Origin of the sequence: Paenibacillus sp. FSL L8-0641 (assembly GCF_038006265.1) — a bacterium.
Taxonomy (GTDB): Bacteria; Bacillota; Bacilli; order Paenibacillales; family Paenibacillaceae; genus Paenibacillus; species Paenibacillus polymyxa_D.
The window spans coordinates 850,517-873,966 of the sequence record NZ_JBBOUW010000001.1 but is presented as its reverse complement, the minus strand read 5'-3'; the positions used below and the strand labels follow the sequence as shown (position 1 = coordinate 873,966).

Genomic DNA, 23,450 nt, shown 5'->3' with positions numbered 1-23,450 from the left:
TGCAAAAATCCGGCTATATTTTTGAACGATTATTTCTGTATCGGACTCATGACAGGAGGCTCAGAATGATCCCGGTAAGTCGGGACGGTTCTGCGCAATCGAACTTTAAACTGCGTGCCCATTCCCTCCACCGAATCTACGGCAATCGTACCGTGATGACGCTCCACTATACTTTGACATAAGGCCAGACCCAGACCTGTACCTTTCGTTTTGGTGGTGTAAAAAGGTTGGAACAGCTTTTCAAGCTGTTTTTGCGAAATTCCAGGCCCTGTATCCTTTACTTCCAGTTCCACGAAATCCCCTTCCTCATGAGTAGAAATGGTCAGCACTCCCTTTTCCCCCATGGCTTCCATCGCATTACGCGATAAATTAAGCAGCAATTGCTTTATTTCCTTAGGGTTCAAATGCAGCATCGTCACATGATCCTCCAGCTTTAGATCAATCGTCTGCCCCCTCAGATTCGCATCTGCCCACAATAAAGGCGTCAGTTCGCGAATAATATCATGCAGATGACATTGCTCCTTCTCGACAATTCGATTCTGGGCCAGTGAAAGAAAATCGTTAATAATCCCGTTCGCCCGGTCAAGTTCCTCCATCACAATGCGGTAATAATGGTTGAGGGATTCTGGGCTTTTCTCACGCATAAGCTGTAAAAAACCACGCACAACCGCCATCGGATTACGTATTTCATGAGTAATGCCCGCTGCCATCTGTCCAACCAGGCTGAGCCTCTCGAAATTGCCCAGCTCACTGCGCAGCGTCTCAAGCTCTGTAATATCTTGCAGGGCGATAATGACGCCTGTCGTTTGGTTTACATGTTTATCCCGAATAGGAAGGAAACTGGAGAAGAATACTTTGGGAGTAACATTTATAAAATCAGCACCCGCCTCTCCTTCCAATGCTTTCGCAACTCGTTCGTTAACCACAGGTAAAGTGTCAAAACCATATAACGTGCTCAATGGACGACCCACTATCTCAGGCAGTGTAATGTAGGGATCGTAGTTTCGATAGAGTTCCAGCATCGTTTTGTTCATATGTATAACTCGTTCTTCGCTGTCCAGAGTAACAAGAGATAACGGCATCAAATCCATAACTTGACGCAGCTTATCCACTTCAATTAAGTATTTGCTCGTAAACTCAGTCACATCACGCCGAAGCGTCAGTTTCTCAAAGGCATTATGCATTAGACTCACGACCGTAAAACTTGCCAGCACCCCTGCACCCATATTCCAAAACGTTGTAAGTAAGTCAGGAATGTATACAGAAACATCCTGTTTGCCCCACAGTAGCGGAAATATCGCCTTAAACAGCATATCAGCCACAACATATGCAGAGATCAGGAGCTTTTTGTCCAGCAATGTTCCTCTTTGAAAAAACTTGACATGCAGGAGCATAAAAGGAAAAAGGATAAAACCAGTGCCCACATACATTGGGGACATTTCTGTCGACTGGGCTATAATCAGGACACCCATCAGTGCGGAAGCAGCGAGCACAAAGGCAGTGCGACGTCTACCGTACATGATGCCAACAGCAAGGGGAATAATACCGAGATTAGAAGGTAGACCATACGGAGACTGATATTGAAAGAGTGTACATAGCAATATGGCTGGTAAGCAACACAAATACAGTATTCCTTGAGTGGGTCCAGGAAGCAGATTGCCGCCCCAAACCTTTTTCTTATCCCCATAATCCGTTAATATAGAGAAAAAACCCGCCGATATAACGGCAAGGAGAACTTGGAGCACACTTTCCTTCAACGCAATTAACAAGGACTTCTCCCCCTCATCATCTTTCCTTGACGCCGTTAGTTGAATTAAAGCACAGGCTACAATATATTACAATATATGTGTTAAAATTCCGGTATAGAACGACAAAATCTGCTAAATACCAGATGTATATAAGAAGATCGTTTTTACGCGTTTTAAAATCCTGTAAATTGAAAAATATACACGTTTACCGTGCCCTTAGGTTATCTAAAATGACGGTATTGCGATATGATGAAAAATTGGTTACGCCGTTCTGAATTTTTTGAAAATTTGTCGACGAAAAGGAAGAGGTTTATGACTTACGACGTTATTGTGATCGGAGGCGGCTCAGCCGGATTAATGGCTGCTGCCGCTGCCAGCAGTGAGGGCGCCAAGGTGCTTTTACTTGAAAAAGGAAATAAACTCGGGCGAAAGCTGGGGATCTCTGGTGGAGGCCGTTGCAATGTCACGAATGCCAAAGAGCTGGACGAACTCATTCGGCACATCCCCGGCAATGGCCGTTTTCTGCACAGTGCACTGGCGGCTTTTGGCAATCGGGATATCATCGCCTTTTTTGAACAGCTGGGTATAGCCTTAAAGGAAGAAGACAATGGGCGTATGTTTCCAGTGACGGACAAAGCCAAAACAGTAGTCGATGCTTTGATTAACAAGGTACGCTCTCAAGGAGTCGAAATTCGGACAAGTCTTCCTGTTCAAGAGGTTATTTACAAAGAAGGTCATACAGCTGGGGTACGGCTGCGTTCCGGTGAAATCCTACATAGCCGTAATGTCATTGTAGCCGTCGGTGGCAAGTCCGTCCCGCATACCGGCTCGGAAGGTGACGGCTATGCATGGGCAGAACAAGCGGGGCATACCATTACGGAGCTGTATCCAACAGAGGTGCCATTGACCTCAGGCGAAACGTTCATCCAGACGAAAGAGCTTCAGGGACTATCCTTACGCGACATCAGTCTGACCGTATGGAATGCGAAGCAAAAGAAAGTTGTCGTCCATGAAGGAGATATGATTTTTACACATTTCGGTCTATCTGGCCCAACTGCTTTGCGGTGCAGTCAATTTGTCGTCAAGGGAATGAAAAAAGATAAGGTAAACACGGTGTTATTGACTCTCGATTTGCAGCCTCATAAACATGCCGATGAAGTCTACCGTGAGACGCTGGAGTTGGCATCGGTCGATGCTAAAAAAGCGATCAAAAACGTGCTTAAGCCTTATTTACCGGAACGCTTGATTCCATTGTTGCTCCAGCAAGCCGAACTGCGTGAGGACTTGACCTATGATCATATTCCCAAGCAGCAATGGCAAGAACTTGCTCATCGCATTAAGGCGTTTCCAATCCGTGTGAACGGTACGCTCTCTCTGAAGGAAGCATTTGTTACCGGGGGCGGTGTGAATTTGAAGGAAATTAATCCGAAAACGATGGAGTCCAAGCTGATGCCTGGATTGTTCTTCTGCGGTGAGATTCTCGATATTCACGGTTACACAGGTGGTTATAATATTACAGCGGCGTTTACGACAGGGCATACAGCAGGGACACAAGCGGCCGTAAGCGATTAAGACGCTGCGCGTAGGACTTGATCTTACGATCGCTGTTGCCACGGGATTCTCTTGATTATATAAAAATTCCGTGGCAAAGGCGAACGCTGTCGCTTCTTCAGATTCAAATCCTCCGCTGCGCTGCATACCACCACTGCATCCTCATTTGTTTGGGGGAGATAGGAAAAGGAAATGAAAAAGACTTAAATCAGTTGAATTGCTGAGTTAAGTCTTTTTTTGAGTAATCGTGTATTGAACAAGCTCTATCTTGTTTTGACATTTGCCGCTATCTTAAACCTCAATAATGATAGGTAAAATCATGGGTCTTCTCTTCGTCTGATTGTAAATGAACCGACCAACATCATCTTTTAACATCTGCTTAATCAGTCCCCACTGACTCATTTCGATTTCTGTTAGCTCGTTCACTGTGGACATAATCGTGTCGTGGATCTGACTCATGAGCTCTTCGGAATCCTTAACATATACAAAGCCTCTTGAAATGACCTCTGGCGCTGCGAGCATTTGCTTCTCATTTTTACTCAACGTCATCACAATAATCAGCATTCCGTCTGAAGAAAGTTTTTTACGGTCACGCAGGACAATATTACCTACGTCACCGGTTACCAACCCGTCTACCAAGCTATTGCCGGCTGGTACTTTAGGGCCCAGGGATGCCCTTCCCTCTTCAATTTGAATCGTGTCACCGTTATGGACGATAAATACATTCTCCATCGGAATCCCCACTGACTCCGCTAGCTGACGATGCTGATACAGCATTCTGAATTCACCATGTATAGGAATCAAATACTGTGGTTTCATCAAAGTCATCATTAATTTCAGTTCTTCCTGGCTACCATGACCGGATACGTGCATTCCTGTAGAGCTGCCTGATCCATAAATAACCTGGGCACCCAGCACATACAGGTTGTCAATGACCTGGGAAAGGTTTCGCTCATTCCCCGGTATGGCTCCCGCAGCAATGATGACCGTATCACCAGGCAAAATTTCGATTTTGGGATGCAGAGAATTGGCTAAACGTGACAATGCGGCCATCGGCTCTCCCTGGCTTCCGGTACATAAAACTGCAATTTCTTCTGCGGGAAACCGCTCTGTTTCTCCCGCCTCAATCAGTAAATCCTCAGGCATATGCAAGAAGCCCAGCTCCTTGGCCACTGACACCACATTTATCATACTGCGTCCGAGTAAAACCAGTTTCCTGCCTGTTTCCACAGCCGCGTCAATGACTTGCTGGACACGGTTAACATTAGAAGCGAACGTGGAGATAAATACCTGCTGTTTGGCTCTGGCAAATGCATCTAGAATATGCCCGCCAACCAAACGTTCTGAAGGGGTAAATCCTGGCCTTTCCGCATTTGTACTTTCGGAGAGCAGCACTTTCACCCCCTTCTTTCCTATTTCAGCCATTCGATGAAGATCGGGAAAAGGTCCGCTTACGGGAGACATATCGAATTTGAAATCGCCGGTATGAACCACATTTCCTTCCGGTGTCTGAAAAAAGACACCCAAGCAATCTGGGATACTGTGGACCGTGGTGAAAAAGGATGCCTGAATCGTTCCCGCTTGAACGGTTGAATCCGCATCTATAAGATGAAGCTCGGCATCACGCAAAAGGTTATGTTCCCTTAACTTAATCTTAATTAATTCGATGGTGAGCTTTGTCCCATAAACAGGCATGTTAATCTGCTTGAGCAGATAGGGAATACCTCCGATGTGATCCTCATGCCCATGAGTCACAATGAGCGCTCTGACTTTATCCTGATTTTCCAGCAGATAGGTGACATCGGGCACAATAAGGTCAATACCAGGCAAGTTCTCATCAGGAAACTTCGAACCACAATCGATTACGACGATATCCTGATCGTATTGGATGAAATACATGTTTTTCCCGATTTCATTCACACCGCCTAAAGCAGCAATGAGTAATCTATTATCACCAAGCATCAAGTTTATTTCCTCCTTAGAAAAAGGCTATCCATATTATTCATTTTCCACGTAAACTTATACACAAAAAGAAACCCTTGTCTCTAAAGACAGGGGTTCTCACTTGATTTACTAAATACCCACCGCAGCCGAAATAGCAGCGAAAATAGCAGCAACTAACCACAGGATGGGGAATAGCTTGAAGATTACCTTCAGCCACTGTCCAAAGCTGATCCGGGCAATGGCCAATCCTGCCAGCAGAACTCCACCTGTCGGTGAAATGAGATTGGTTAACCCGTTACCAAACTGGTACGCTGTGACTACGGCTTCACGATTGATGCCTACAAGATCGCCAAGCGGTGCAAGTACAGGCATAGTTAGTGCTGCTTCCCCCGAAGAAGATGGGACTAGGAAAGTAATAATATTATGTGCAACCAACATAATGGTAGTGAACAAGTAATTTGGCAATCCTTCCAGGATGCTTGCGAGTGCATTCAATACGGTATCAATGATCATACCCTGCTCGGCGATGATCAGAATTCCGCGAGCGAGACCTATAATCACTGCAGCGTAGATGAATTCTCCACACCCTTTTACAAAATTCTCAGCTATCTCCTTCTGGCTCATTTTGGTAACTACCCCGACAAAAAGACCGAGTGCGAAGAAAAGGGCGCCGATTTCAGTCATATACCAGCCTTTGGCCAAAATTCCCCAGACAATGGCTCCAAGCGTTACAATAAATCCACCTATAATTAATTTGTCCCGAAACGTGAAGACGACGTCCTCACCTGTATTTTCTTTTATAAATTGCTCACGATTTATAATATCACTCTGAAAAACAATGGATTTCTCCGGATTTCTCTTAACCCGGTGCGCATACCACATCGTAAAGGCAATAGAAATCATAGTAAATACAAGCCATTCAATAAATCTCAGCCAGAGCTGTGGATTCCCCTCCACTCCTGCGATCCCCTGGGCAATCAATACTGAAAATGGATTCACAGTCGAACCAACATAGCCAATTTGCGTTCCCAGAAATAGAATGAGAATAGCAGTCATAGAATCGAAGCCTAGGGCAAACATTAACGGAATAAAAATTGCATAAAGCGGAATAATTTCTTCGCTCATCCCAAAGGTAGAGCCTCCAAGACTGAATATAACCATGGCAATTGGAATAAGCAAAATCCCCTTATTCTTCAGTCGCCTGGCAAGAGCCGTCAGAGCACGATCGATGGCTCCCGTCTGCAGAATAATCCCGAAGGAGCCGCCTACAATAAGGACAAAAGAGACCACATCGGCAGCATTGATAATCCCTTCAATCGGGGCGCTAAGGATTTGGGGAATTCCCTGTCTTAAATCACCGTTCTCACCCGTTTTGGGTACAGTGTGATAGGTTCCCGAAACGATTGCCGTTTTGGTCACACCGTTCACTGTCACTTCATGACGCTCAAACTGTCCGCTAGGTACAATCCATGTCAACGCAGCGACCGTAATAATAATCAAAAATATTAAAGTATAACTATGGGGCAAGGATAATTTCCATTTCTTATTCTTGATGTTCATGTTTATCCCTCATTCCAAGAATGGTTATACGTAACCTTCCCTCCCATAATGGTCAATATCACTTGGGCATCCCTGATGTCCCCAGCGGATGCGTTAAGGAGGTCGCGATCAAAAACGGCGATGTCAGCATATTTTCCAGCCTCCAGCGTACCTGTAACCTCTTCCATATAACAATGTTTGGCTCCATTAATGGTCCATGCCCTTAAAACGTCGGATGGCGGCATCCCTTGGTCAGGATACCAGCCTCCTGCAGGCGAGCCATCCGGGAATAATCGGTGAGAGGCTGCATACAGTGAATCAGGGACACTAGTGATAAATAAAGGCAGATCAGTCCCAATGGTTATTGGCACGTTAGCCCCCAGCATGGATTTATAATTATAAAAGCGGTTTTCATTGTCTTTACCTACCACAGCAGACATATAAGCCTCTTCGTAAGAAGGATTCAGTAGCAGGATTTGGGCGTAGACTTCGGCAAAAATTTCGTTCTCGCCCATTCTAATCAGATCATCTGGATGAGGATACTCTAGATCACTGATCGAATGTCTAATAAGGTGATTACCTTGTTGTTCGCGGCATTTTTCAATCATCGATACTGCCTGGCGAATTGCAGCATCCCCTTCTGCAGTTAGGCAGCATTTGATACCTTGGCTGTCTGCTTCCAGAACTAAGGCTTCAATTTTTTCATAATCAATCGTCCTTAAATTCGTGACTTCAGGCATATCTGCGTAAGGCTCCAACATATCCCCTGTATGATCGGCTACAACGCCGTCAAGCATCAGCTTGTATCCTTGAAAACGAATAAGGTCTCCATTATAAAGTGCTTTATACTTGATACCGGTGCCAATATCCAACGGTTCAACAACGGGTTCAAGCGAAAAATGAAATCGGAGTGGCAGTTCTCCTGCTTCTTTCAATTCTTCTAGAATCGGCAGTAGCTCGCTATGCCGGTCAAAGCCAATATCCTTTATGGAAGTAACTCCTCGTGCAGCCAGAAGGCGGCAAAACTCCACAAACTCTTGTTTGACAAGCCTATGATCCTGCATCATAGCTTGGAGCAGCAAAGCGCGTGCCTCAGCACTGCATTGATCCGGCAAAAACTGATATTTCTCCTGAGCCAGTCTGTTCATCCAGCAGTAGCTTTTATTTAGGTTAATGGCAATTACCGCCCGATCAGGGAACATCTCGTCCAACAAGCTTTGTTCCGGCAGCTTGCCCCATCTTTCCTCGCTCCACCCGTAAGCGGTTACATCTTTCCCTGGCGGGAGATTGTTTGCCGCTTGCAGCATGGATTCCACTGCTTCTCCAATCGAGGCTGCATGAGTCAAATCCACGCCCCGATGCATCGACATATATCCGGTAAAAAATACATGATTGTCATGAACTCCTGGCATGATAAAAGCATCACCCAAATCACAGACAACCGTTTCAGTTCCTATCCAAGCTTGTGCTTCCTCGGGACGCCCCACTGCTGCAATACATTCTCCCCGCAGTGCAATAAACCCAGGCGAAGCTTCATTTTCTAAGCCATTAAAAATTGCATTTGACAGTAGAACTTTGTCCGCTAATGTGTCCTTCATCCCTTGCATAGTTTCACCCCCTCATTATTTATCCGCTTCATAACATAACGTAACATAACGTTATAATATGGCTTCTGCTTCTCTCATGGAGTGGAAGCAGAAGCTGCGCCGTACCTGAATAACATTACATAACAGGCAACGGATTTATATTGAGAATTGATAACGGTCCCCAATGATGTACTGCTTACCTACATGAACGGGGCTTCCATGCTGATCATAAATAATCGTATGCATGTAGAACAACGCCTGTCCGATGGCCGTCTCTAGCAGCTTTGCCTGGTATTCATCCGCCAAGGCGATTTGTAATATCGTTTCTCCCGGTTGGTTAGGATCGATGCTGTATTTATGACGCAATAGCTCATATACAGAGCCCTCTAACTGCTCTTCCATTAGAAAAGAAAATCGGTCATAAGGGTAAAAATTATTCTCCAGCATGAGCGGTCGATCACCGGCGTATCTTTGGCGCTGAATATATAACACTTTTTCTCCTTGTGGCAACTGCAACTGATGTGCAATTTCCTCATCTGCTTCTCTGATTTCACGTTCTGTGACCACACTGTGTGAAGAGAGGCCGTTGGATTTGCAGGCAGCCGTAAAGCTGATCACATGTTCAATCTTCCGCCCAATTTTGGGTACATTGACAAAGGTACCTTTTCCTTGACGTTTGGTCAGATAACCTTCATGAACCAATTCGGCAATCGCTTTTCTTACGGTAATTCGACTTACATTGTAGGTCTCGCTTAGCTCAGTTTCGGTCGGTATACGACTTCCCTGCGTATATGTTCCATTATGAATAGCAGTTTTGACCGCTTTTTGTAATTGAATATATAATGGCTCTGCTTGATCTGAATTCAACATAATGTACCCTCACTTGTCATATAACGTTATATTACTCCCACTTAGAGTATCAAATGTTACATATTCTTACAAGTGAAGATATTTGAAAAAAATAATTAGTAACGGACGCCGTATCCGAATGAACCTTCTACCAGACAGCTCTGGGCGGCAACCCTCGATCCTTCTGCCATAGCGTCCTGAATATTATCCTTTTTCAAAAAACTCAGTAAAAAGGCGGTGATATAGGAGTCTCCTGCCCCCATCGTATCCACAGCGTCCACGGAATCAGGCGTTTGAAAATAGAACTTGGTACCATCATAGGCAATAGATCTATCTCCGCCGCGTGTGGCTACCAGAATTTGCCCCTCTTTTTTTCGATTGGAGCGGATATAGTTCTGTGTCTCTTCATCCGTCATATGGCTGCAAGAGAAGAATGCAAAATCGGCGTACGCAATATATCTCTCGACCTGTTCATCTACGAAATCATCTGAAAAGTCAAAAGAAAGAGGGATTCCCAACGTCTCCAATTCAGGCAGCAAGTGCCCTGTATGACTGTACAAGCCCGTGTGAATAAGGTCGAACCCGCCAACATAGGCCTTGTCATCTTCACTCAGCTTCAGCGGGTGGAGACGTGTAACTCCTCCCTCATTGCTGCCCAGAAATACTCTGTCCCCGTCTTCCAGGGTTACACGTGCGCAGCCGTTCTCACCGCTGTGATATCTGCACCGTGAAATGTCGATTTCCAGCTCACGGAGAATGTGTTCTACATGCTGTGCTTCGTTATCATCCCCGAATACTCCAATAAAGGCTGCATCTACTCCCGCTTTTTTGGCAAACACACTGAAATTAAGCGCATTGCCGCCAGGATACATCATGCGCAGATGAACATATTTATCTACCACATTATCGCCAATGCCTAGAACTTTCATGATGGTTTCCTCCTGTTGGTAAGTGCGCTTAGTAAGCTACTTTGCCCATATAACGGCGAGTTTCCAGTGGGTGATTGCGTACATTTGCGAGTGCTTCACGATAAACACATACAATGCTATAAAATAAAACCGGGTTAAAGAACTCGACAACCTCGTCAGCAATGGTTCCGATTCCAAGCTCCTTCGCATCGATTACTTCTACTTTCTCGGCATATTGATTCAGGAAAGTCTGTGCCCGCTCATCCAATGCCCGTGTGCGTCCTTCGTTGATCATCAGAATAAATGGAGTTTCTTTATCCGTTACTTCAAACGGACCGTGGAAAAATTCACCGGAATGGATTGAAGCCGCATGAAGCCATTGCATTTCCATTAGAGAACAGATAGCAAATCCGTAGGCATGTCCATAAGAAGCTCCGCTGGTCAGGATATAGAAGAGATCTTCATTGCGGTATTTGTCAGCGAATACACTGGCACGCGGTTCGACTTGTATTTTGGCCCTGTTAATAATTCCATTGATTGCTCCCAAGCCGTTCTGGAAAGCTTGATAATGCATATAGCCATCAGCGACTTGAAGCAGCTCAACAGTAAGCTCCAAAATAATAGCCATCGGGTTATTTTTGACATCGCTCTCATCTCCCCACTCGTAGAGGAATGAATAATCAGAGTAATTGAGCAGTGTCGCTTCACTATTGTGGGTTAAGCCGATGGTGTAAGCGCCTTTCTCTTTGGCTGATTTAGCAGCCGCAACCGATTCCGGCGTGTTTCCTCCATGGGAACACACGATGACAACTGAGTTTTTACCTAATCGTCTTGGCAGCGCGTGCACAAACTCATTTGCTGTATACATGCCTGCTACCAGCTTCTTTGCTTCACTATCCAAGAAATATTTTGAGGGATACATATCGACTAATGAGCCCCCGCAAGCTACTAAATAAACCTCAGAAATCTCTCCACTTGATTGTTCATAAATCGTCTGAACCGTCTGTTGTACATTCATCATTTTTACCTCTCCTTTTTATATAACGTTATATAACGTATTGTTTATGGGATAAATATAAGCGCTTTCACCAAAAGTGTCAAGTCCATTTATTCAATGAACTTTTAATACTCTGCATTCAAAAAGCTCTAATCCTTTTGTCGAAGAATTAGAGCTCCTATTGGGATTTGATTTATTGAGTGTTTGGTCATAGCGAGATTACACCTACAAAATACGCAAAAAATTGGTCTTACCCATGGGTTTGTCCGAATAAACTAAAGCAGACAAGTACATAACAGCCCATAAAAAATCAAGGAGGAAAACACCATTAATACATTTATCAGTTATATTTTTCTCGGTCTGTCACTTTCGGCCCCCATTGGGCCGATTAATGCTGCACAGTTGGATCGAGGTATTAAGAATGGATTTTGGCATGCTTGGTTTATCGGGCTTGGGGCAATAACCGCAGATATAATCTATATGCTGCTTGTCTATTTGGGAATGATCCACCTTCTCAATGCCCCGTTTGTTAAAGCTTTTTTATGGTTATTTGGTTTTTTCGTACTTGTGTATACAGGTGTTGAAAGCATCAAAAATGCAGGTGTGATTTCAGAATCTGAATTAAGGGGAAATGGCAATACCTTAACCAATTCATTTTTGGCAGGCTTCCTGATGTCATTATTTAATCCTCTCTCCATCCTTTTCTGGCTTGGCATTTACGGGTCCATACTGGCCAACGTCGCTAATACATATCCAGTACAACAGCTAATGATCTTTAGCGGAGCGATTGTATTAGGTGTGTTACTCTGGGACGTAACCATGGCAGCCGCTTCAAGTATTTTCCGGAGGTTTCTAAAAACCGGATTACTTAAAACCATCTCTTGGATGTCTGGATTATCTCTTATCGGTTTTGGTTTTTATTTTGGTGTACAGGCATTTCAATTACTTTTTTTACACTGACGATTAACTCCCTGACAAAGTTAACGAGATTCCTTGGCGTGCTTTCGGCGAACCCATTGTACAATGAGGTCACATATTGCAATGAACAAGACCAGAAGTAAGCTGATGTAAACCCCAGGACGGCTAAGCTTATGAAAAAAGGATCCGACCACAGCCATAGCTATCAACAATAATCCAACCCAGCGTTTAATGTTGCTAGATGTGCTCGATTTCAGTAACTTACCTGAAGACAGCAAAATAAAGCACCAGTTATACAACAGCATTAACCCTGCAGCTGTTGTAATATATTCATACACTTTTCCCGGCAGCAGCAACGACATTACGATGGCTGAGATTAATCCAACGGAGATCAAACTAAGTGCATACAGAGGATATTTGCCCTTCCACTTCCGTGAAAACAATGTGGGCGCATCTCCCTCCTGTGCAAGTGTAATCATCATAGATGTCTCTGCATATAGGGAGGCTGTCATTGTTGAGAACCCTGCAATAATAAGCACTCCATTAAATAAATGAGGTACAAAAACCAGATGATCGCTGCTCAGCGCAAGCACAAATGGACTTTCTTTCGGGTTAAAGGCACTTAAGGGTACCATAGACACAGCCAGACCAATCGAAAGCACATATACTACAACGAGCGTCATCAACATTACTTTTCCTGCTTTAGGTGCATCCTCCGGTTTTTGAAGCCGATTAGACATTATTCCGAGCACTTCAATACCTCCGTATGCATAAAAGGCAAAAATAAAAGATGACCATAATCCCATACCGCCGGTAGGAAAAAAGTCTTTGTAACTGATGGGGAACTTTGGATTATATTTTCCTCCTCCGATCCAGCCTGCCAAAAGAGCAACGGCCAAGACCAGAAACATAACAATAGCTGCCATTTTAATAATAGCCAATACATTTTCAACTCGATCAAAACCCTTGTTACCAAAAAAAACAATCACAAGTCCTAAAATCCCGAAGCCTGCCGCAAAAATCCACATCGGTACCTGAGGAAACCAGAAGCGTGAAAATATAGATAGCGCCGTTAGTTGGCTCCCATTGATAAGCAATTCTGAGAACCAATACACCCAGCCACTACCGAAGCCTGCCCAATTACCAAATGCTTTTTGGGCATAGGAACGGAAAGAGCCCTGTTCTGGATGATCTGCCGTCATGCGCGAAAGAGCGTCAAACACCACATACGTTCCCACCGCTGCCAAAAAGTATGCAATGAGTACGGCTGGGCCACCGATGGAAATCGCTAAGCCGGACCCGAGGAAATATCCTGTACCGATGGTACCTGCAACTCCTAACAAGCTTAGTTGCCACCATTTTAGTTTTTTTTCTTTTTGCATACGATCCGAAGACTTACCCATAAAAGAGAATCACCCTATTCCTGAATTTGAGACCGAGTTCTCTATTTTAAGATTGCCTATTTCACCATATTTCATGTGAAGCATGACTTGGCTTTATTTATGAATAAAGAAGCACCAGGACCCCGTTAAGGTTTACTGGTGCTTTGTAAATGTATAAAATTGTCCGAGGGGTTAAGTGAAACTCAAACGATCAAACTTTAGATAAAGAAAGGGCCTTATCGGCATTTTGAATATCCATTTGTATTTGCTGCTCCGGATCATAAGCGTTATAGTAACCGTTGTTCTTCATGTAATTAAAGATTTGTTCATGAAGATTAACCGCTTTGCTCAATTGGTCACAAAGAACATTGCGAACTTCCGAACTGGTTGACTCTGTCAGCGCAAGAGCATAGTTCTTAATTCCGCTTTTAGCTGAAATTAATAAATCAGAAGCAATCACCTGATCGTTCATGGGACTCGTTCCAGTCATATTCTCAATAAAAGAATTCACGTTAATCCTCCTTTAAAATTACACAAGTAGATTTCTAAGCTGTTGAATATCTTGTGTACCACCGTTGACATCCTGCTGCAAAATGTTTTTTAAGTTTGTGTCTGACACTAAAGGAATCATGGTTTGGGCTTTTGTGAGACAAGTTGTTTTAAATGTAAGCAGCTCATGTAATTCCAATTTTTCGTGAACTCCTAATTTTTGCATGGTCAAGACCTCCTTTCTGAAATTGTTATTCCCTGCTATCGCTGCTATTTATGCAAATCCTGCAGAGTTTCAGTTCTGGCAAAAGCTCTAACTGAGTTTTTCTCACACAAAAAAAAGCTCCTTCAAAGCCACAATAATCCATGGTCTTATAGGAACTTTTCCTTAAAATGTGCTGGACAGTGAAGACTCAAATTTCTAATCATGATTTTTAGGATAAAATTAGGTATGGATGCTTCCAGAAAATCCATCCACATCGTCCTCGGGTTGAGGATCAGAGCTGACGTTGTGCTCCTCCGTCGTATTAGTGTACGTTTGAGAGGAGCCATTTTTATAAGCTTCGCTCCAGTCTTCGTTGATCGTATGTGCTGGGATAATCCAGTCTTCCGGGCTATAACCTGGATTATGTACACCTATATTTCCTTGCAAACCGGGATATTCATCCGGTTTAGAGAAAAGAGTCCCTACCTCAATCATGCTTCCTTCATAGGCTTGGCAAATTTCCAATGCAGACAGTACATCTTGGTTCTCAATATGTACATTGAGACCTGTGTCACCGTTCGTGCTGGCAGAGTATCCAATTTCCTTTAATGTTTCACAGGCTTGAGCAGCTTGCTGCGGATCACGAAATTGAAAACGGAAAGAACCCGTATCCATGTGTTTCATCTCCTCTAAATTAGCTTATTTTGTTAATTTGTTCATTAGGTTAGGTATGTTCTTTTTTAATATAACCAACCAGAACAGTATTTTTACATTCAAATCCTTTATTTTTCAAAAATTTACTTTAATGCTTTGAAATTAAATAGTTAAAAAAGCAGCTACTGTGACAAATCGCATGTTTTCGCTATGTAAATCCCTTTATGCTAGTAACAAGGGTATGGTTGCCCGGTCATCCGAGCCGAGCGGTCAAAGGATGCCCAAATCCATACATAAAGGCGGAATGAAGATGATAGATTACCGAACATTGGTGACACAGCAATCTATGCATTTGTATAGCGTGTTTGCCAAGTCATTCAAAAGTGTAAACGAACATGCGGTTGCTGGCATCAAAACGGTGGGCTTCAACCCAACGGCCTTTGCCGTGATGGAAGTTTTATATCACAAGGGCGCGCAGCCAATCCAACAAATTGGAGCAAAGCTGCTTCTGCAAAGCGGAAATGTCACTTATGTTATTGACAAGCTGGAAAGTCGCGGTTATTTGCACCGTCACCCGTGCGACCAAGATCGTCGGATTATATATGCAGAATTGACGGACGAGGGACAACGTGTCATGGACGAAATTTATCCTGATTATACACGTCAGATTGAACGTGCCTTTAGCGGAATCAGTGAAACAGAAAGAGATCAACTCATCGGCTTGCTTAAAAAATTGGGTCGTAGCGCTGATAACCTGTCACCTTATCACAAATAGAATGTATAGTAATTTTAGCAAATAAACATTTGTGAAGAAATGAACAATCTTTAGCTGTGCTAAACGTAGATTAGATTTATACTAGAAAAGTCCACCCTTATATTCATGGGTGGACTTTTTATATACCTGAATAGAGCGAAATATGCCCAAGCTTACGAGCAGCATAAGTATCTGCTATCGACTAAAATGTTTGACCACTACATTGTTAAACATAGCCGGACCGCCATCGGAAAAAAGAGTAATTTTCTGATCCTCTAATCGTGGAAATATTAAGGAGGAATAAGCTACTTCTCCATCATCTACAAACACTTCAATGCTGGTTTTATCGACGAGAATGTTTAGGTGGACCTTTTTCTTATTAGCATCAAAAGGCGCCTTGCTCTCTACATATTTCCCACTCTGATCCGGATGTCCGGTATTGGCTCTATTTACGTAGGAGTATTGCCCATCCACCGAAACACCGACATCCACATGGCGCTTGCCATCTGCTGACTCTCGAAGCCTCAGTCCCGCATTTTTGATCGTTGACCAAGATACATCCGCCTCTAACTGATAGGTATCGCCTGCTACCGGAAGCGAGTAAACACCGTCTACTTTGATCTGTCCAAATGATTTCGTAGAAGTTTGGAATCGTTCCAAAGTTTTTACTGGCTGTGAAACCAAGCGATACCCAGCATCTGCTGTATGCTTCAACCGAATTTGACGAACAATCGAATCCATTCCATTAAAGCCTTCCTTTAGGGTAGGCGTGTTATTGGCATAATCCCAATTATTCATCCAGGCCAGAGCATAACGGTGACTGTATTTATCTTTGTCTTTTCCTTCCTCGAACGTAACTGCACCATACCAGTCAAACCCATAATCCAGCCACTCAGGTTCACTGTGATCAGGGAGAAATGCTTCTCCATTAAAATCTCCCGTCCAGTAGGCATACGTGTTGGGTCCGCCTGTTGGTTTGCTATTGGCGCTCGCGCCCAAAACCCATTGATAGGTTCCATCATCTGCACGCATCTGGTAAAGGTCAGGACATTCCACAAGCCCGATATTTTCCGTTTGAAAGCCACTCGTAAATTGCCAATCCTTTAAATTTTTAGACTTATAAAAGCCAATCTTCGTTCCCTCTGCCATGACCATCATCCATTGATTACGCCCAGTATCTCGGATGATTTTGGGATCTCTGAAGTCCTTTGTACCGGGATTGGACATCACAGGCTTGTTGCGGTAAGAAGTAAACGTCTTGCCGTTATCCTTACTGTACCACAAAAATTGTTCCTGCTTTCCGCCATCTGCGGAGGGCTGTGTCACAATGGCTACCAGCGTCCCTTTTCCAAAACCTGCGGTATTCTTATCATCGATCACGACCGAACCGGACCAAGGATCTCCATTCCGGTTCGTATATTTGGGAATCGCCACCCCTTCATCTTTCCAATGAACCAGGTCGGTTGATGTGGCATGTCGCCATTCTGTACCGTTCTTTTTGGGATAGTCACGATTGTATAAATAGTAATAATGATATTTTCCATCGAAATAAATGGGCCGTTGGGGGTCATTCTTCCACTTATCCGGAACGGTAAAATGATAGGCTGACCGATAGGTCGGTGTTGTATGCTTACTTTGTTTAGCTTGACTTTTTGGAGTTGCAGCAGATTTTGGGGGTTCGGCTGTATCCTGTTGGTACATACTCCAACCCATAGCTATGAATATAGTTAAGCCTGTGATGATTACAACGGATCGTATCCAAATGCTCTTGGGAGTTTTTTTTTTCATTATGACGATCCTCCTTACCTCTCATTGCATCGTTATGTACCGCCCGATGGACGACAGATCGGGTTGCTACCAATCTACCGCCTTCGGACATACTGCATTACATATACCTACTTATTTCTTTCCATACTCATTTGGAGATTCTTTTTTGTCATTCGTTGGATCAATCGTGATTTGCCCTTGCTCCAAAATACCGTTTTTCACAACAGAGGTTTTCGAGCCTTTAATATTCAGCAGGAAGCTTGGTGCGAAAGTAGATTTGTGATCCGGGAAAAGCCCGCGATTGGTCATATAACTCGAAACGACTACGTTATTGCCTTTGCCTTGCGGGATAGCAAAATGGGCATACGTCCAGGTAATATCATCACGATCCAGATCCTGATGAAGAACGAGACCGGTTCCATTCAAGGGTTTATAAGGCCCTGTCAAGGAAGTAGAAACATAACCCAGCATGTAAATATCATCGTCACCGATCGCATCTACAGTCACCTTGGAACCTCTCGTACTCGTAAATAAATACCACAAACCGTTCATTTTGAACACATTTGCCCGTTCAATTTCATCTGTTACCAAATTGGAAGCAATCAAAGGAGGCATTACATTTTTCAACGTATAATCATCATTCAATTCAACGATGCCCAGTGCGCCGTTAGCCAGCTCAGCTCCCTTTTTCTTGGGACTTTGCAACAAATTTTGTTGCTCTTCCGTGAAGAATTTCTTATTGCCGCCATAATAAGCTGGGTTTTGAAGCGAATCTTCGCCTTGGTAGCCGGTTTCTGTTCCTGTGTTGGCTTCAAATATAATATATTTGTGGCCTTGATCCTCGACATAGTGAGGGTCTCTAAACGTATGGTTGTCCATATCTATTCCGACGCTTTGCTGTACATTTTGATAGGTTTTCCCATCTCCACCGTCATAGATCGATTTCAAATCCTCGACTCCATCTACTTTCAGTGTCTTGTCATCAGGCTGAGAGACATTAATTTGAGCCGTGCTCAAGGTTTGTTTGCCGTATAGTTGGTTACTTGGCTCAAAGGGCTGTCTGCTGGTATAAAATAAACGTACTTGTCCATCAGAGGTTAACGTAGCAGAACCGGACCATTCTTCTGACTGATTTTTTAGAATCGGATCGTTGGCAAGTAATTTATCATTGTCTTTAAATACTCTTCCGGCATTTTTCCAGCCGCTCAGCGAGGTATTACCCGCTTTTTGATAGAACAGATATATAAATGTATCCTCTGCTCTTTTAGGATCGCCTGCCAACCCAAAAACGATATTATACCCTTTGTAATTGGCTACTGTGCCATCGGCATTTTGTAACGGCCAAGAGTCCCAGACATCAAAATCAGTCAGCTTGCCTGAGCTGTCGCGACCAATAGCAGAAGGAATATTCTTAATTGTAGACGCATCGAAGGACGGAACCTCATATTTCTCTTTGCCTTGCTGTTTGAAAATATTCAGCATGTCATTACGCGTAATTTGTGTAAATGCATTGTCTGTTTTGAGATCAGATGCATCATTTTCCTCGGCAAAAGCCTGAACGCCGCCTCCTAACAGCAAGGTAGTTGCTACTGTTGCAGTGGCTGCTTTACTGAACCATTTGTTAAACTTCAAGTACTCCATCTCCCTTAATCTAATTATGCTTCTAGATTTGAAAACCAACTTTTTGGTTGGTAGGGCCATTTTATATGGTATGTCAAACGATTGATATAGACTGAAAAGCCCTATTATGTGAGATAAGAAAACAGGTTACTCTATGAATTTCATCCTCATATTTTCCTAGTAATTTTCTGAAAATCCCTTTTTTTTCATTCTTATTACATTCAGAAAAATTTGCTGCTTGATTTTTTTCCGTGTTTCATATTGCTAGCTTGGTTGCTTCATTCACATGCAAAATCATTCTAAAATAAATCATACAAAGCCCAATTTGTAAGCGGGTTCAAAAAAATAGTTCCTTAGTACCCTACAGCTCCATCCAGAAACAAATTTTTTGTTACAATTTCTTAAGACTTTTTTACTATTTTGTTACCTATATCATATGAATATATCGCAGTCTCAAGGGGATTTTTATTTCCTTTTTGTATGCTGGGAAATTTATTGGTCCTATGCGAGGTGTTTTTTTGTTGAATCATTAGGAGGAGAGACCTTTGAATAAAGAGATAGCCCGGACTTTTATTCAAAGGTCCGGGCTATCTCTTTTATAATGAAAGATTTATATTATTTTTTATGCGTGTTCTCTTTGTGGTGTCTTTACGCGCTGATCTGCCTCTTCTTCCGTACCCGGCGGACGGTTCCGCAGTCCGAGCACGACAAACCAGCTAATCACTGCAATAACGACCATGATAACGAACAGGGAATGCAGACTGTTTTCCAGTACAGAACGAAGCAATCCGGCAACCTTGTCACTTAGACTCTGTGAAGCATGAGGTGCAAGCAGACCGTTAATATCCTCCTGCGTAACCCCTTGCTGTGTAAGCTGTCCTTCTGCTGTCTGGGCAGCAATGCGATAATTCAGCCATGAACCGAAGGCAGCAACCCCGATCGTTTGCCCCAACGTGCGCAGGAATGTATTCAAAGCTGTAGACGCGCCACGCAACTGGAACCCGACCGAGGACTGGGCAATAATCGTAAACACAGTTATCGAGAAACCGAATCCCAGTCCATACAACAATGTAGACAGGAAGAGCAGCCAGATTGGAGCCGTTTGGCCCATCAAGGTCATGACGAAGGCTCCCAATACAATCAGGGTCAGTCCAATCAATGAGGTTCGACGCGAGCCCAGCGTCAGCAAAATGCGTCCTCCGATCATAGAGCCAAATAGCCAGCCTATGGACATTGGAGCCAATGCGAGACCAGATGAAGCGGCATCCCCACCGTATACACCTTGAATCCATAGTGGAAGATAGCTAGTCAATCCGATCAGCAGGGTGCTGACTAACAGGGCTGCGGCACAGGAAAAAGCGATATCCCGTATCCGAAATAACTTTAGTGGCACCATCGGTTCCTGAGCGCGTTTTTCGATAACCAAAAACAGAATCAGGAACAAAATGGCTACGGCAGCCAAGGCCAGCAATTCAGGAGAAGCCCAACCGATATACTGTCCGCCCAGTGCCAATACGAGCAAGAGAGCCGTCATCCCGATGGTAAAGGTAACCGCTCCGGGTACGTCGATACGTGCGGTACGCTTGCTTACCTGTTCATGCAAGTAACGGGCGATGAAGAACATAGCCAGCAATCCAAAGGGAACGTTAAAGCCGAAAATCCACTCCCAACCAAAATAGGTGACCACATAACCGCCCAAGAGTGGCCCGATCAGGGAAGAAATTCCCCATACTGAGCTGATCATGCCTTGGACTTTGCCACGTTCCTCCATTTTGTATATATCACCGATGATGGTAAAGGTAACGGGAATGACACCACCCGCACCAATCCCCTGAATGGCCCGGTAGATAATAAGCTGCTCCATAGTACCAGCTATCATACAAAGTAAAGAGCCAAGTACAAACAACGAACAGCCGATTAAAAAAATGGGTTTTCGGCCAAACAAATCGCTAAGCTTTCCGAAAATAGGTGTGGTCACAGCCATCGTCAGTAAATATGCCGTAAAAATCCAGCTGAGCAAATTCACGCTGCCCAGTTCACTAACAATCGTCGGTCCCGCTGGACCGATAACCGTTCCTTCAATTGCGGCCAAAAAAGTGGCCAATAGAACACCTGTCAGCACGAGTCCGCGCTTCATAGGTTTATCGTCTCCCAAGCAAATCACAAATCCTTTCCTTATAAAAACTGTGTTGTATCTGTGCAGTTTTCCCTCTCAGATGGATGATTACCCGCACTGTATAATCGTAAACAGGCGGCCTATATAGGCCGCCTGTTTTGTACGATGTATATATATTATTGTCTACATATCCTTAATTTTTGTCAACTGTAATCGTATGATCATTCCAGCTATTTTCCGTTTTATAGAGATACCCCTCTTCCATACGAAGAACATGGCTGGCAAAGCGTTCAGCTACCTGTATATCGTGGGTGATGATCAGGAATGCCGCGCCTTCGGTAGACTGCTCTGTGCACATACGGAGCAGAATATTCGCCCCTTCGTAATCCGTTCCTGCGGTAGGCTCATCCAGAATGTAGAGCTTTTTGGGCAAGATAAACTGTGCTGCAACGCTCAAGAGCCTTTTCTCGCCTCCACTTAGCAGATACGGGGAGGCATCCAGTCTGTGCTCCAGCCTGGCGGCAGCCAGCAAGTGATGCGCCCGTTCCACATATGCGGCGGGAACTGGCTCCCCGGTCCGTAAACCAAGCTTGGCGCGAACGCTGTACAAGCACTCTTCCCACACCGTTGCAGCTGCAAACTGATGCTCTGGCTGCTGGAACACATAGCCGATTTCGGTAGCCAGCTGGTGAATGGGCAGCTTCGCCATATCCTGCCCCTCCCACCACATGCACCCCTTCGGTGCAGGGAGTAGGCCCATGAGCAGCTTGCCGAGCGTGGTTTTACCCGAGCCGTTCTCGCCCAACAGCACGGCTCGTTCGCCAGGCGCAAGGGCAAGACTCACGCCCTTGAGCGCCGGGCGCTGGCTGCCGGGGTAGGTGAAGGGCAATCCTTTCACCTCCAACAACGGCTGCCCAGCGCGGTCCGCTGCTGAGCCGGGATTCACCCACGGCTCACGCGGCATGTCTTCCCTCCCTGCCGGAGAGGGGAGCAGCCCCAAGGCGGCCAGCTGCGCACCATGTTCGCGCAGCAGCGTTTCGGGCGGACCCTGCAGCTGCACGGTCCCGCCCTTCAGGACGATGATGCGCTGCGCTGCCCGTGCGCCATCGTCTATGCGGCCGGACGCGGTAACTACCGTCCGGCCTTCGGCATGGAGCCGCCGACATAACAGGACGAAGTCGCAGACAGCCGGCGGGTCTAACTGCGCAGCTGCGTCGTCGAACACGACCAGCGGCGCTTCCAACGCCAGTACCGCAGCAATCGCGGTGCGTTGGCGCTGGCCTCCCGAGAGGCGCCGCACGAAGGAGTCGCGCTCGGGAGCTAGGCCGACGGCCTCCAGCGCAGCGGCAATGCGCTGCGCTATTTCTGCCGGAGGCACGCGCAGGTTCTCCGGCCCAAAAGCAATCTCGTCTTCGACGATTCCCTGCACCAGCTGGGCATCCGGGTCCTGAAGCACGACGCCGACAGTGGTGGCGACAGTAGCCAAATCAGCGGTATCGGGGTCCATCCCGTACACGGTCAACTCACCCGTTCGTTCGCCCTCGCCAGAACGGGATAACCCGCCATGAAGCAGCTGGCATAGCGTAGACTTTCCACTTCCGCTGGCTCCGACAATGGCTACATGCTCGCCCACCGCAATGTCCAGTGTCAGGCCATGTAACGCTGGCTCCACCTGATCATCATACCGATAGCCAAAATTCTTCAAGGATACGGCTATTTTACTGTTCGAATTATAATCGCTATGTTCATTCATAACTGAAATATCCTCGATCCCCATTGTTGAAGATATAACCACATGCATAGCCACCCACGGCTATGCACGTGAAGCGCGTCCTAGTTCAAACCGTTTTAACAGTCCCGTACGATTTAAGGCATCGCCCAGCACTTTCGTCAGCAGACCACACAGGACAATGCCGCTCAGGATACGAACGACCAGTGCAATCGTCAGCACCTTCCACCCCCAATGCATATAGCCAAACATATTGGCTGCCACAATAAACCACAGCGGAACCATAGCCCCACCCACTAGCATCAGCGAAACTGCGTTCCAGCGCCGATACCGCAACAAGGCAAATACCAACTCAGCCGCAATCATATAGCAGACAGCCGCCGCAATAATAGAAGCAATTCCATAGGCAGAGCCCATAAAAGACTGCACTACCGCACCAAAAGCATAAGCAATAACCGCCGTACCCGGCTTACGAATAATATAATAGGCCAACAAACCGTATATCATGTACAGACCGACAATAGTGGAAGTTGCGATAGGCCCTCCCAGACTGTTTAATGTTTTGTTAATGAGCGACAAATACACGGTCATGACGCCGTTCAACGTGGCCAGCATCGCCATGAGTACGATATCCAGCGTTGTAAACTTTGCAAACATACGAGATTCCTTCATATGTATTCTTGACTCCTCTCCC

At 45.0% G+C, this 23,450-nt stretch carries 19 protein-coding genes; 3 read left to right on the top strand and 16 right to left on the bottom strand.

Features of this window, described 5'->3' with window-relative positions; translation table 11 throughout:
* Window positions 1-29: 29 nt before the first annotated feature.
* Window positions 30-1,769 carry a two-component system sensor histidine kinase NtrB gene (locus MKY16_RS03845; RefSeq protein WP_039270619.1) on the bottom strand — a complete coding sequence of 580 codons (1,740 nt, stop codon included), beginning with the start codon at window positions 1,767-1,769 and terminating at the stop codon, window positions 30-32.
* Window positions 1,770-2,060: 291 nt separating this feature from the next.
* Here MKY16_RS03845 and MKY16_RS03840 point away from each other — a divergent pair, with 291 nt between their 5' ends.
* Window positions 2,061-3,320, top strand: a complete 1,260-nt coding sequence (locus MKY16_RS03840) for a BaiN/RdsA family NAD(P)/FAD-dependent oxidoreductase (RefSeq protein WP_340954175.1) — start codon at window positions 2,061-2,063, stop codon at window positions 3,318-3,320.
* Window positions 3,321-3,590: 270 nt separating this feature from the next.
* Here the strand turns inward: MKY16_RS03840 and MKY16_RS03835 are convergent, their stop codons facing one another.
* The 6 genes from MKY16_RS03835 to MKY16_RS03810 all read right to left on the bottom strand — a co-directional run bounded on the left by MKY16_RS03835 (window position 3,591) and on the right by MKY16_RS03810 (window position 11,146).
* Window positions 3,591-5,261 (bottom strand): ribonuclease J, encoded by a 1,671-nt coding sequence (locus MKY16_RS03835; protein WP_029515804.1) that lies wholly within the window; start codon window positions 5,259-5,261, stop codon window positions 3,591-3,593.
* Window positions 5,262-5,372: 111 nt separating this feature from the next.
* Window positions 5,373-6,803 carry a YfcC family protein gene (locus MKY16_RS03830; protein WP_340954174.1) on the bottom strand — a complete coding sequence of 477 codons (1,431 nt, stop codon included), beginning with the start codon at window positions 6,801-6,803 and terminating at the stop codon, window positions 5,373-5,375.
* Between the two features lie 2 nt (window positions 6,804-6,805).
* Window positions 6,806-8,389 carry an amidohydrolase gene (locus MKY16_RS03825; RefSeq protein ID WP_340954171.1) on the bottom strand — a complete coding sequence of 528 codons (1,584 nt, stop codon included), beginning with the start codon at window positions 8,387-8,389 and terminating at the stop codon, window positions 6,806-6,808.
* Window positions 8,390-8,524: 135 nt separating this feature from the next.
* A complete protein-coding gene (locus MKY16_RS03820; protein ID WP_069012137.1) occupies window positions 8,525-9,238 on the bottom strand; it encodes a GntR family transcriptional regulator in 714 nt (237 codons plus the stop codon).
* Window positions 9,239-9,333: 95 nt separating this feature from the next.
* Window positions 9,334-10,146 (bottom strand): fructoselysine 6-kinase, encoded by an 813-nt coding sequence (locus MKY16_RS03815; protein ID WP_165148393.1) that lies wholly within the window; start codon window positions 10,144-10,146, stop codon window positions 9,334-9,336.
* A 28-nt stretch (window positions 10,147-10,174) separates the two neighbouring features.
* The gene (locus MKY16_RS03810) at window positions 10,175-11,146 is read right to left on the bottom strand and encodes an SIS domain-containing protein (protein ID WP_340954168.1); all 972 of its coding nucleotides are present in this window, start codon (window positions 11,144-11,146) and stop codon (window positions 10,175-10,177) included.
* Between the two features lie 303 nt (window positions 11,147-11,449).
* Here MKY16_RS03810 and MKY16_RS03805 point away from each other — a divergent pair, with 303 nt between their 5' ends.
* Window positions 11,450-12,082, top strand: coding sequence for a LysE family transporter (locus MKY16_RS03805; RefSeq protein ID WP_029515810.1), 633 nt, complete (start codon window positions 11,450-11,452; stop codon window positions 12,080-12,082).
* Window positions 12,083-12,102: 20 nt separating this feature from the next.
* On the opposite strand, the gene MKY16_RS03800 is transcribed toward MKY16_RS03805, so the two are convergent.
* The 4 genes from MKY16_RS03800 to MKY16_RS03785 all read right to left on the bottom strand — a co-directional run bounded on the left by MKY16_RS03800 (window position 12,103) and on the right by MKY16_RS03785 (window position 14,791).
* Complete coding sequence (locus MKY16_RS03800; protein WP_029515811.1) at window positions 12,103-13,443, bottom strand: amino acid permease; 1,341 nt, start codon at window positions 13,441-13,443, stop codon at window positions 12,103-12,105.
* 190 nt (window positions 13,444-13,633) lie between these two features.
* Window positions 13,634-13,933: a spore coat protein gene (locus tag MKY16_RS03795; protein ID WP_029515812.1), complete on the bottom strand. Its 300-nt coding sequence runs from the start codon at window positions 13,931-13,933 to the stop codon at window positions 13,634-13,636.
* A gap of 18 nt (window positions 13,934-13,951) precedes the next feature.
* Complete coding sequence (locus MKY16_RS03790) at window positions 13,952-14,137, bottom strand: hypothetical protein (protein ID WP_029515813.1); 186 nt, start codon at window positions 14,135-14,137, stop codon at window positions 13,952-13,954.
* 219 nt (window positions 14,138-14,356) lie between these two features.
* Window positions 14,357-14,791, bottom strand: a complete 435-nt coding sequence (locus tag MKY16_RS03785) for a hypothetical protein (RefSeq protein WP_029515814.1) — start codon at window positions 14,789-14,791, stop codon at window positions 14,357-14,359.
* 289 nt (window positions 14,792-15,080) lie between these two features.
* On the opposite strand from MKY16_RS03785, the gene MKY16_RS03780 reads away from it, so the two are divergent.
* Window positions 15,081-15,545, top strand: coding sequence for a MarR family winged helix-turn-helix transcriptional regulator (locus MKY16_RS03780; protein ID WP_013369372.1), 465 nt, complete (start codon window positions 15,081-15,083; stop codon window positions 15,543-15,545).
* Between the two features lie 174 nt (window positions 15,546-15,719).
* On the opposite strand, the gene MKY16_RS03775 is transcribed toward MKY16_RS03780, so the two are convergent.
* The 5 genes from MKY16_RS03775 to MKY16_RS03755 all read right to left on the bottom strand — a co-directional run bounded on the left by MKY16_RS03775 (window position 15,720) and on the right by MKY16_RS03755 (window position 23,428).
* Complete coding sequence (locus MKY16_RS03775; RefSeq protein WP_029515815.1) at window positions 15,720-17,312, bottom strand: glycoside hydrolase family 32 protein; 1,593 nt, start codon at window positions 17,310-17,312, stop codon at window positions 15,720-15,722.
* Between the two features lie 111 nt (window positions 17,313-17,423).
* Window positions 17,424-18,923 (bottom strand): glycoside hydrolase family 68 protein, encoded by a 1,500-nt coding sequence (locus MKY16_RS03770; RefSeq protein WP_029515816.1) that lies wholly within the window; start codon window positions 18,921-18,923, stop codon window positions 17,424-17,426.
* Between the two features lie 610 nt (window positions 18,924-19,533).
* The gene (locus MKY16_RS03765; RefSeq protein ID WP_029515817.1) at window positions 19,534-21,048 is read right to left on the bottom strand and encodes an MDR family MFS transporter; all 1,515 of its coding nucleotides are present in this window, start codon (window positions 21,046-21,048) and stop codon (window positions 19,534-19,536) included.
* A gap of 172 nt (window positions 21,049-21,220) precedes the next feature.
* Window positions 21,221-22,780 (bottom strand): ABC transporter ATP-binding protein, encoded by a 1,560-nt coding sequence (locus MKY16_RS03760; protein WP_340957544.1) that lies wholly within the window; start codon window positions 22,778-22,780, stop codon window positions 21,221-21,223.
* A gap of 60 nt (window positions 22,781-22,840) precedes the next feature.
* Window positions 22,841-23,428 (bottom strand): ECF transporter S component, encoded by a 588-nt coding sequence (locus tag MKY16_RS03755; protein WP_029515820.1) that lies wholly within the window; start codon window positions 23,426-23,428, stop codon window positions 22,841-22,843.
* Window positions 23,429-23,450 lie beyond the last annotated feature (22 nt).

What these genes read in the sequence shown, in the direction of transcription:
- MKY16_RS03820 (WP_069012137.1), bottom strand. Translation starts at nt 9,238, where the DNA reads ATGTTGAATTCAGATCAAGCAGAGCCATTATATATTCAATTACAAAAA.
- MKY16_RS03785 (WP_029515814.1), bottom strand. Translation starts at nt 14,791, where the DNA reads ATGGATACGGGTTCTTTCCGTTTTCAATTTCGTGATCCGCAGCAAGCT.
- MKY16_RS03755 (WP_029515820.1), bottom strand. Translation starts at nt 23,428, where the DNA reads ATGAAGGAATCTCGTATGTTTGCAAAGTTTACAACGCTGGATATCGTA.
- MKY16_RS03810 (WP_340954168.1), bottom strand. Translation starts at nt 11,146, where the DNA reads ATGATGAATGTACAACAGACGGTTCAGACGATTTATGAACAATCAAGT.
- MKY16_RS03780 (WP_013369372.1), top strand. Translation starts at nt 15,081, where the DNA reads ATGATAGATTACCGAACATTGGTGACACAGCAATCTATGCATTTGTAT.
- MKY16_RS03840 (WP_340954175.1), top strand. Translation starts at nt 2,061, where the DNA reads ATGACTTACGACGTTATTGTGATCGGAGGCGGCTCAGCCGGATTAATG.
- MKY16_RS03835 (WP_029515804.1), bottom strand. Translation starts at nt 5,261, where the DNA reads ATGCTTGGTGATAATAGATTACTCATTGCTGCTTTAGGCGGTGTGAAT.
- MKY16_RS03775 (WP_029515815.1), bottom strand. Translation starts at nt 17,312, where the DNA reads ATGAAAAAAAAAACTCCCAAGAGCATTTGGATACGATCCGTTGTAATC.
- MKY16_RS03765 (WP_029515817.1), bottom strand. Translation starts at nt 21,048, where the DNA reads ATGAAGCGCGGACTCGTGCTGACAGGTGTTCTATTGGCCACTTTTTTG.
- MKY16_RS03815 (WP_165148393.1), bottom strand. Translation starts at nt 10,146, where the DNA reads ATGAAAGTTCTAGGCATTGGCGATAATGTGGTAGATAAATATGTTCAT.
- MKY16_RS03790 (WP_029515813.1), bottom strand. Translation starts at nt 14,137, where the DNA reads ATGCAAAAATTAGGAGTTCACGAAAAATTGGAATTACATGAGCTGCTT.
- MKY16_RS03825 (WP_340954171.1), bottom strand. Translation starts at nt 8,389, where the DNA reads ATGCAAGGGATGAAGGACACATTAGCGGACAAAGTTCTACTGTCAAAT.
- MKY16_RS03830 (WP_340954174.1), bottom strand. Translation starts at nt 6,803, where the DNA reads ATGAACATCAAGAATAAGAAATGGAAATTATCCTTGCCCCATAGTTAT.
- MKY16_RS03800 (WP_029515811.1), bottom strand. Translation starts at nt 13,443, where the DNA reads ATGGGTAAGTCTTCGGATCGTATGCAAAAAGAAAAAAAACTAAAATGG.
- MKY16_RS03760 (WP_340957544.1), bottom strand. Translation starts at nt 22,780, where the DNA reads ATGAATGAACATAGCGATTATAATTCGAACAGTAAAATAGCCGTATCC.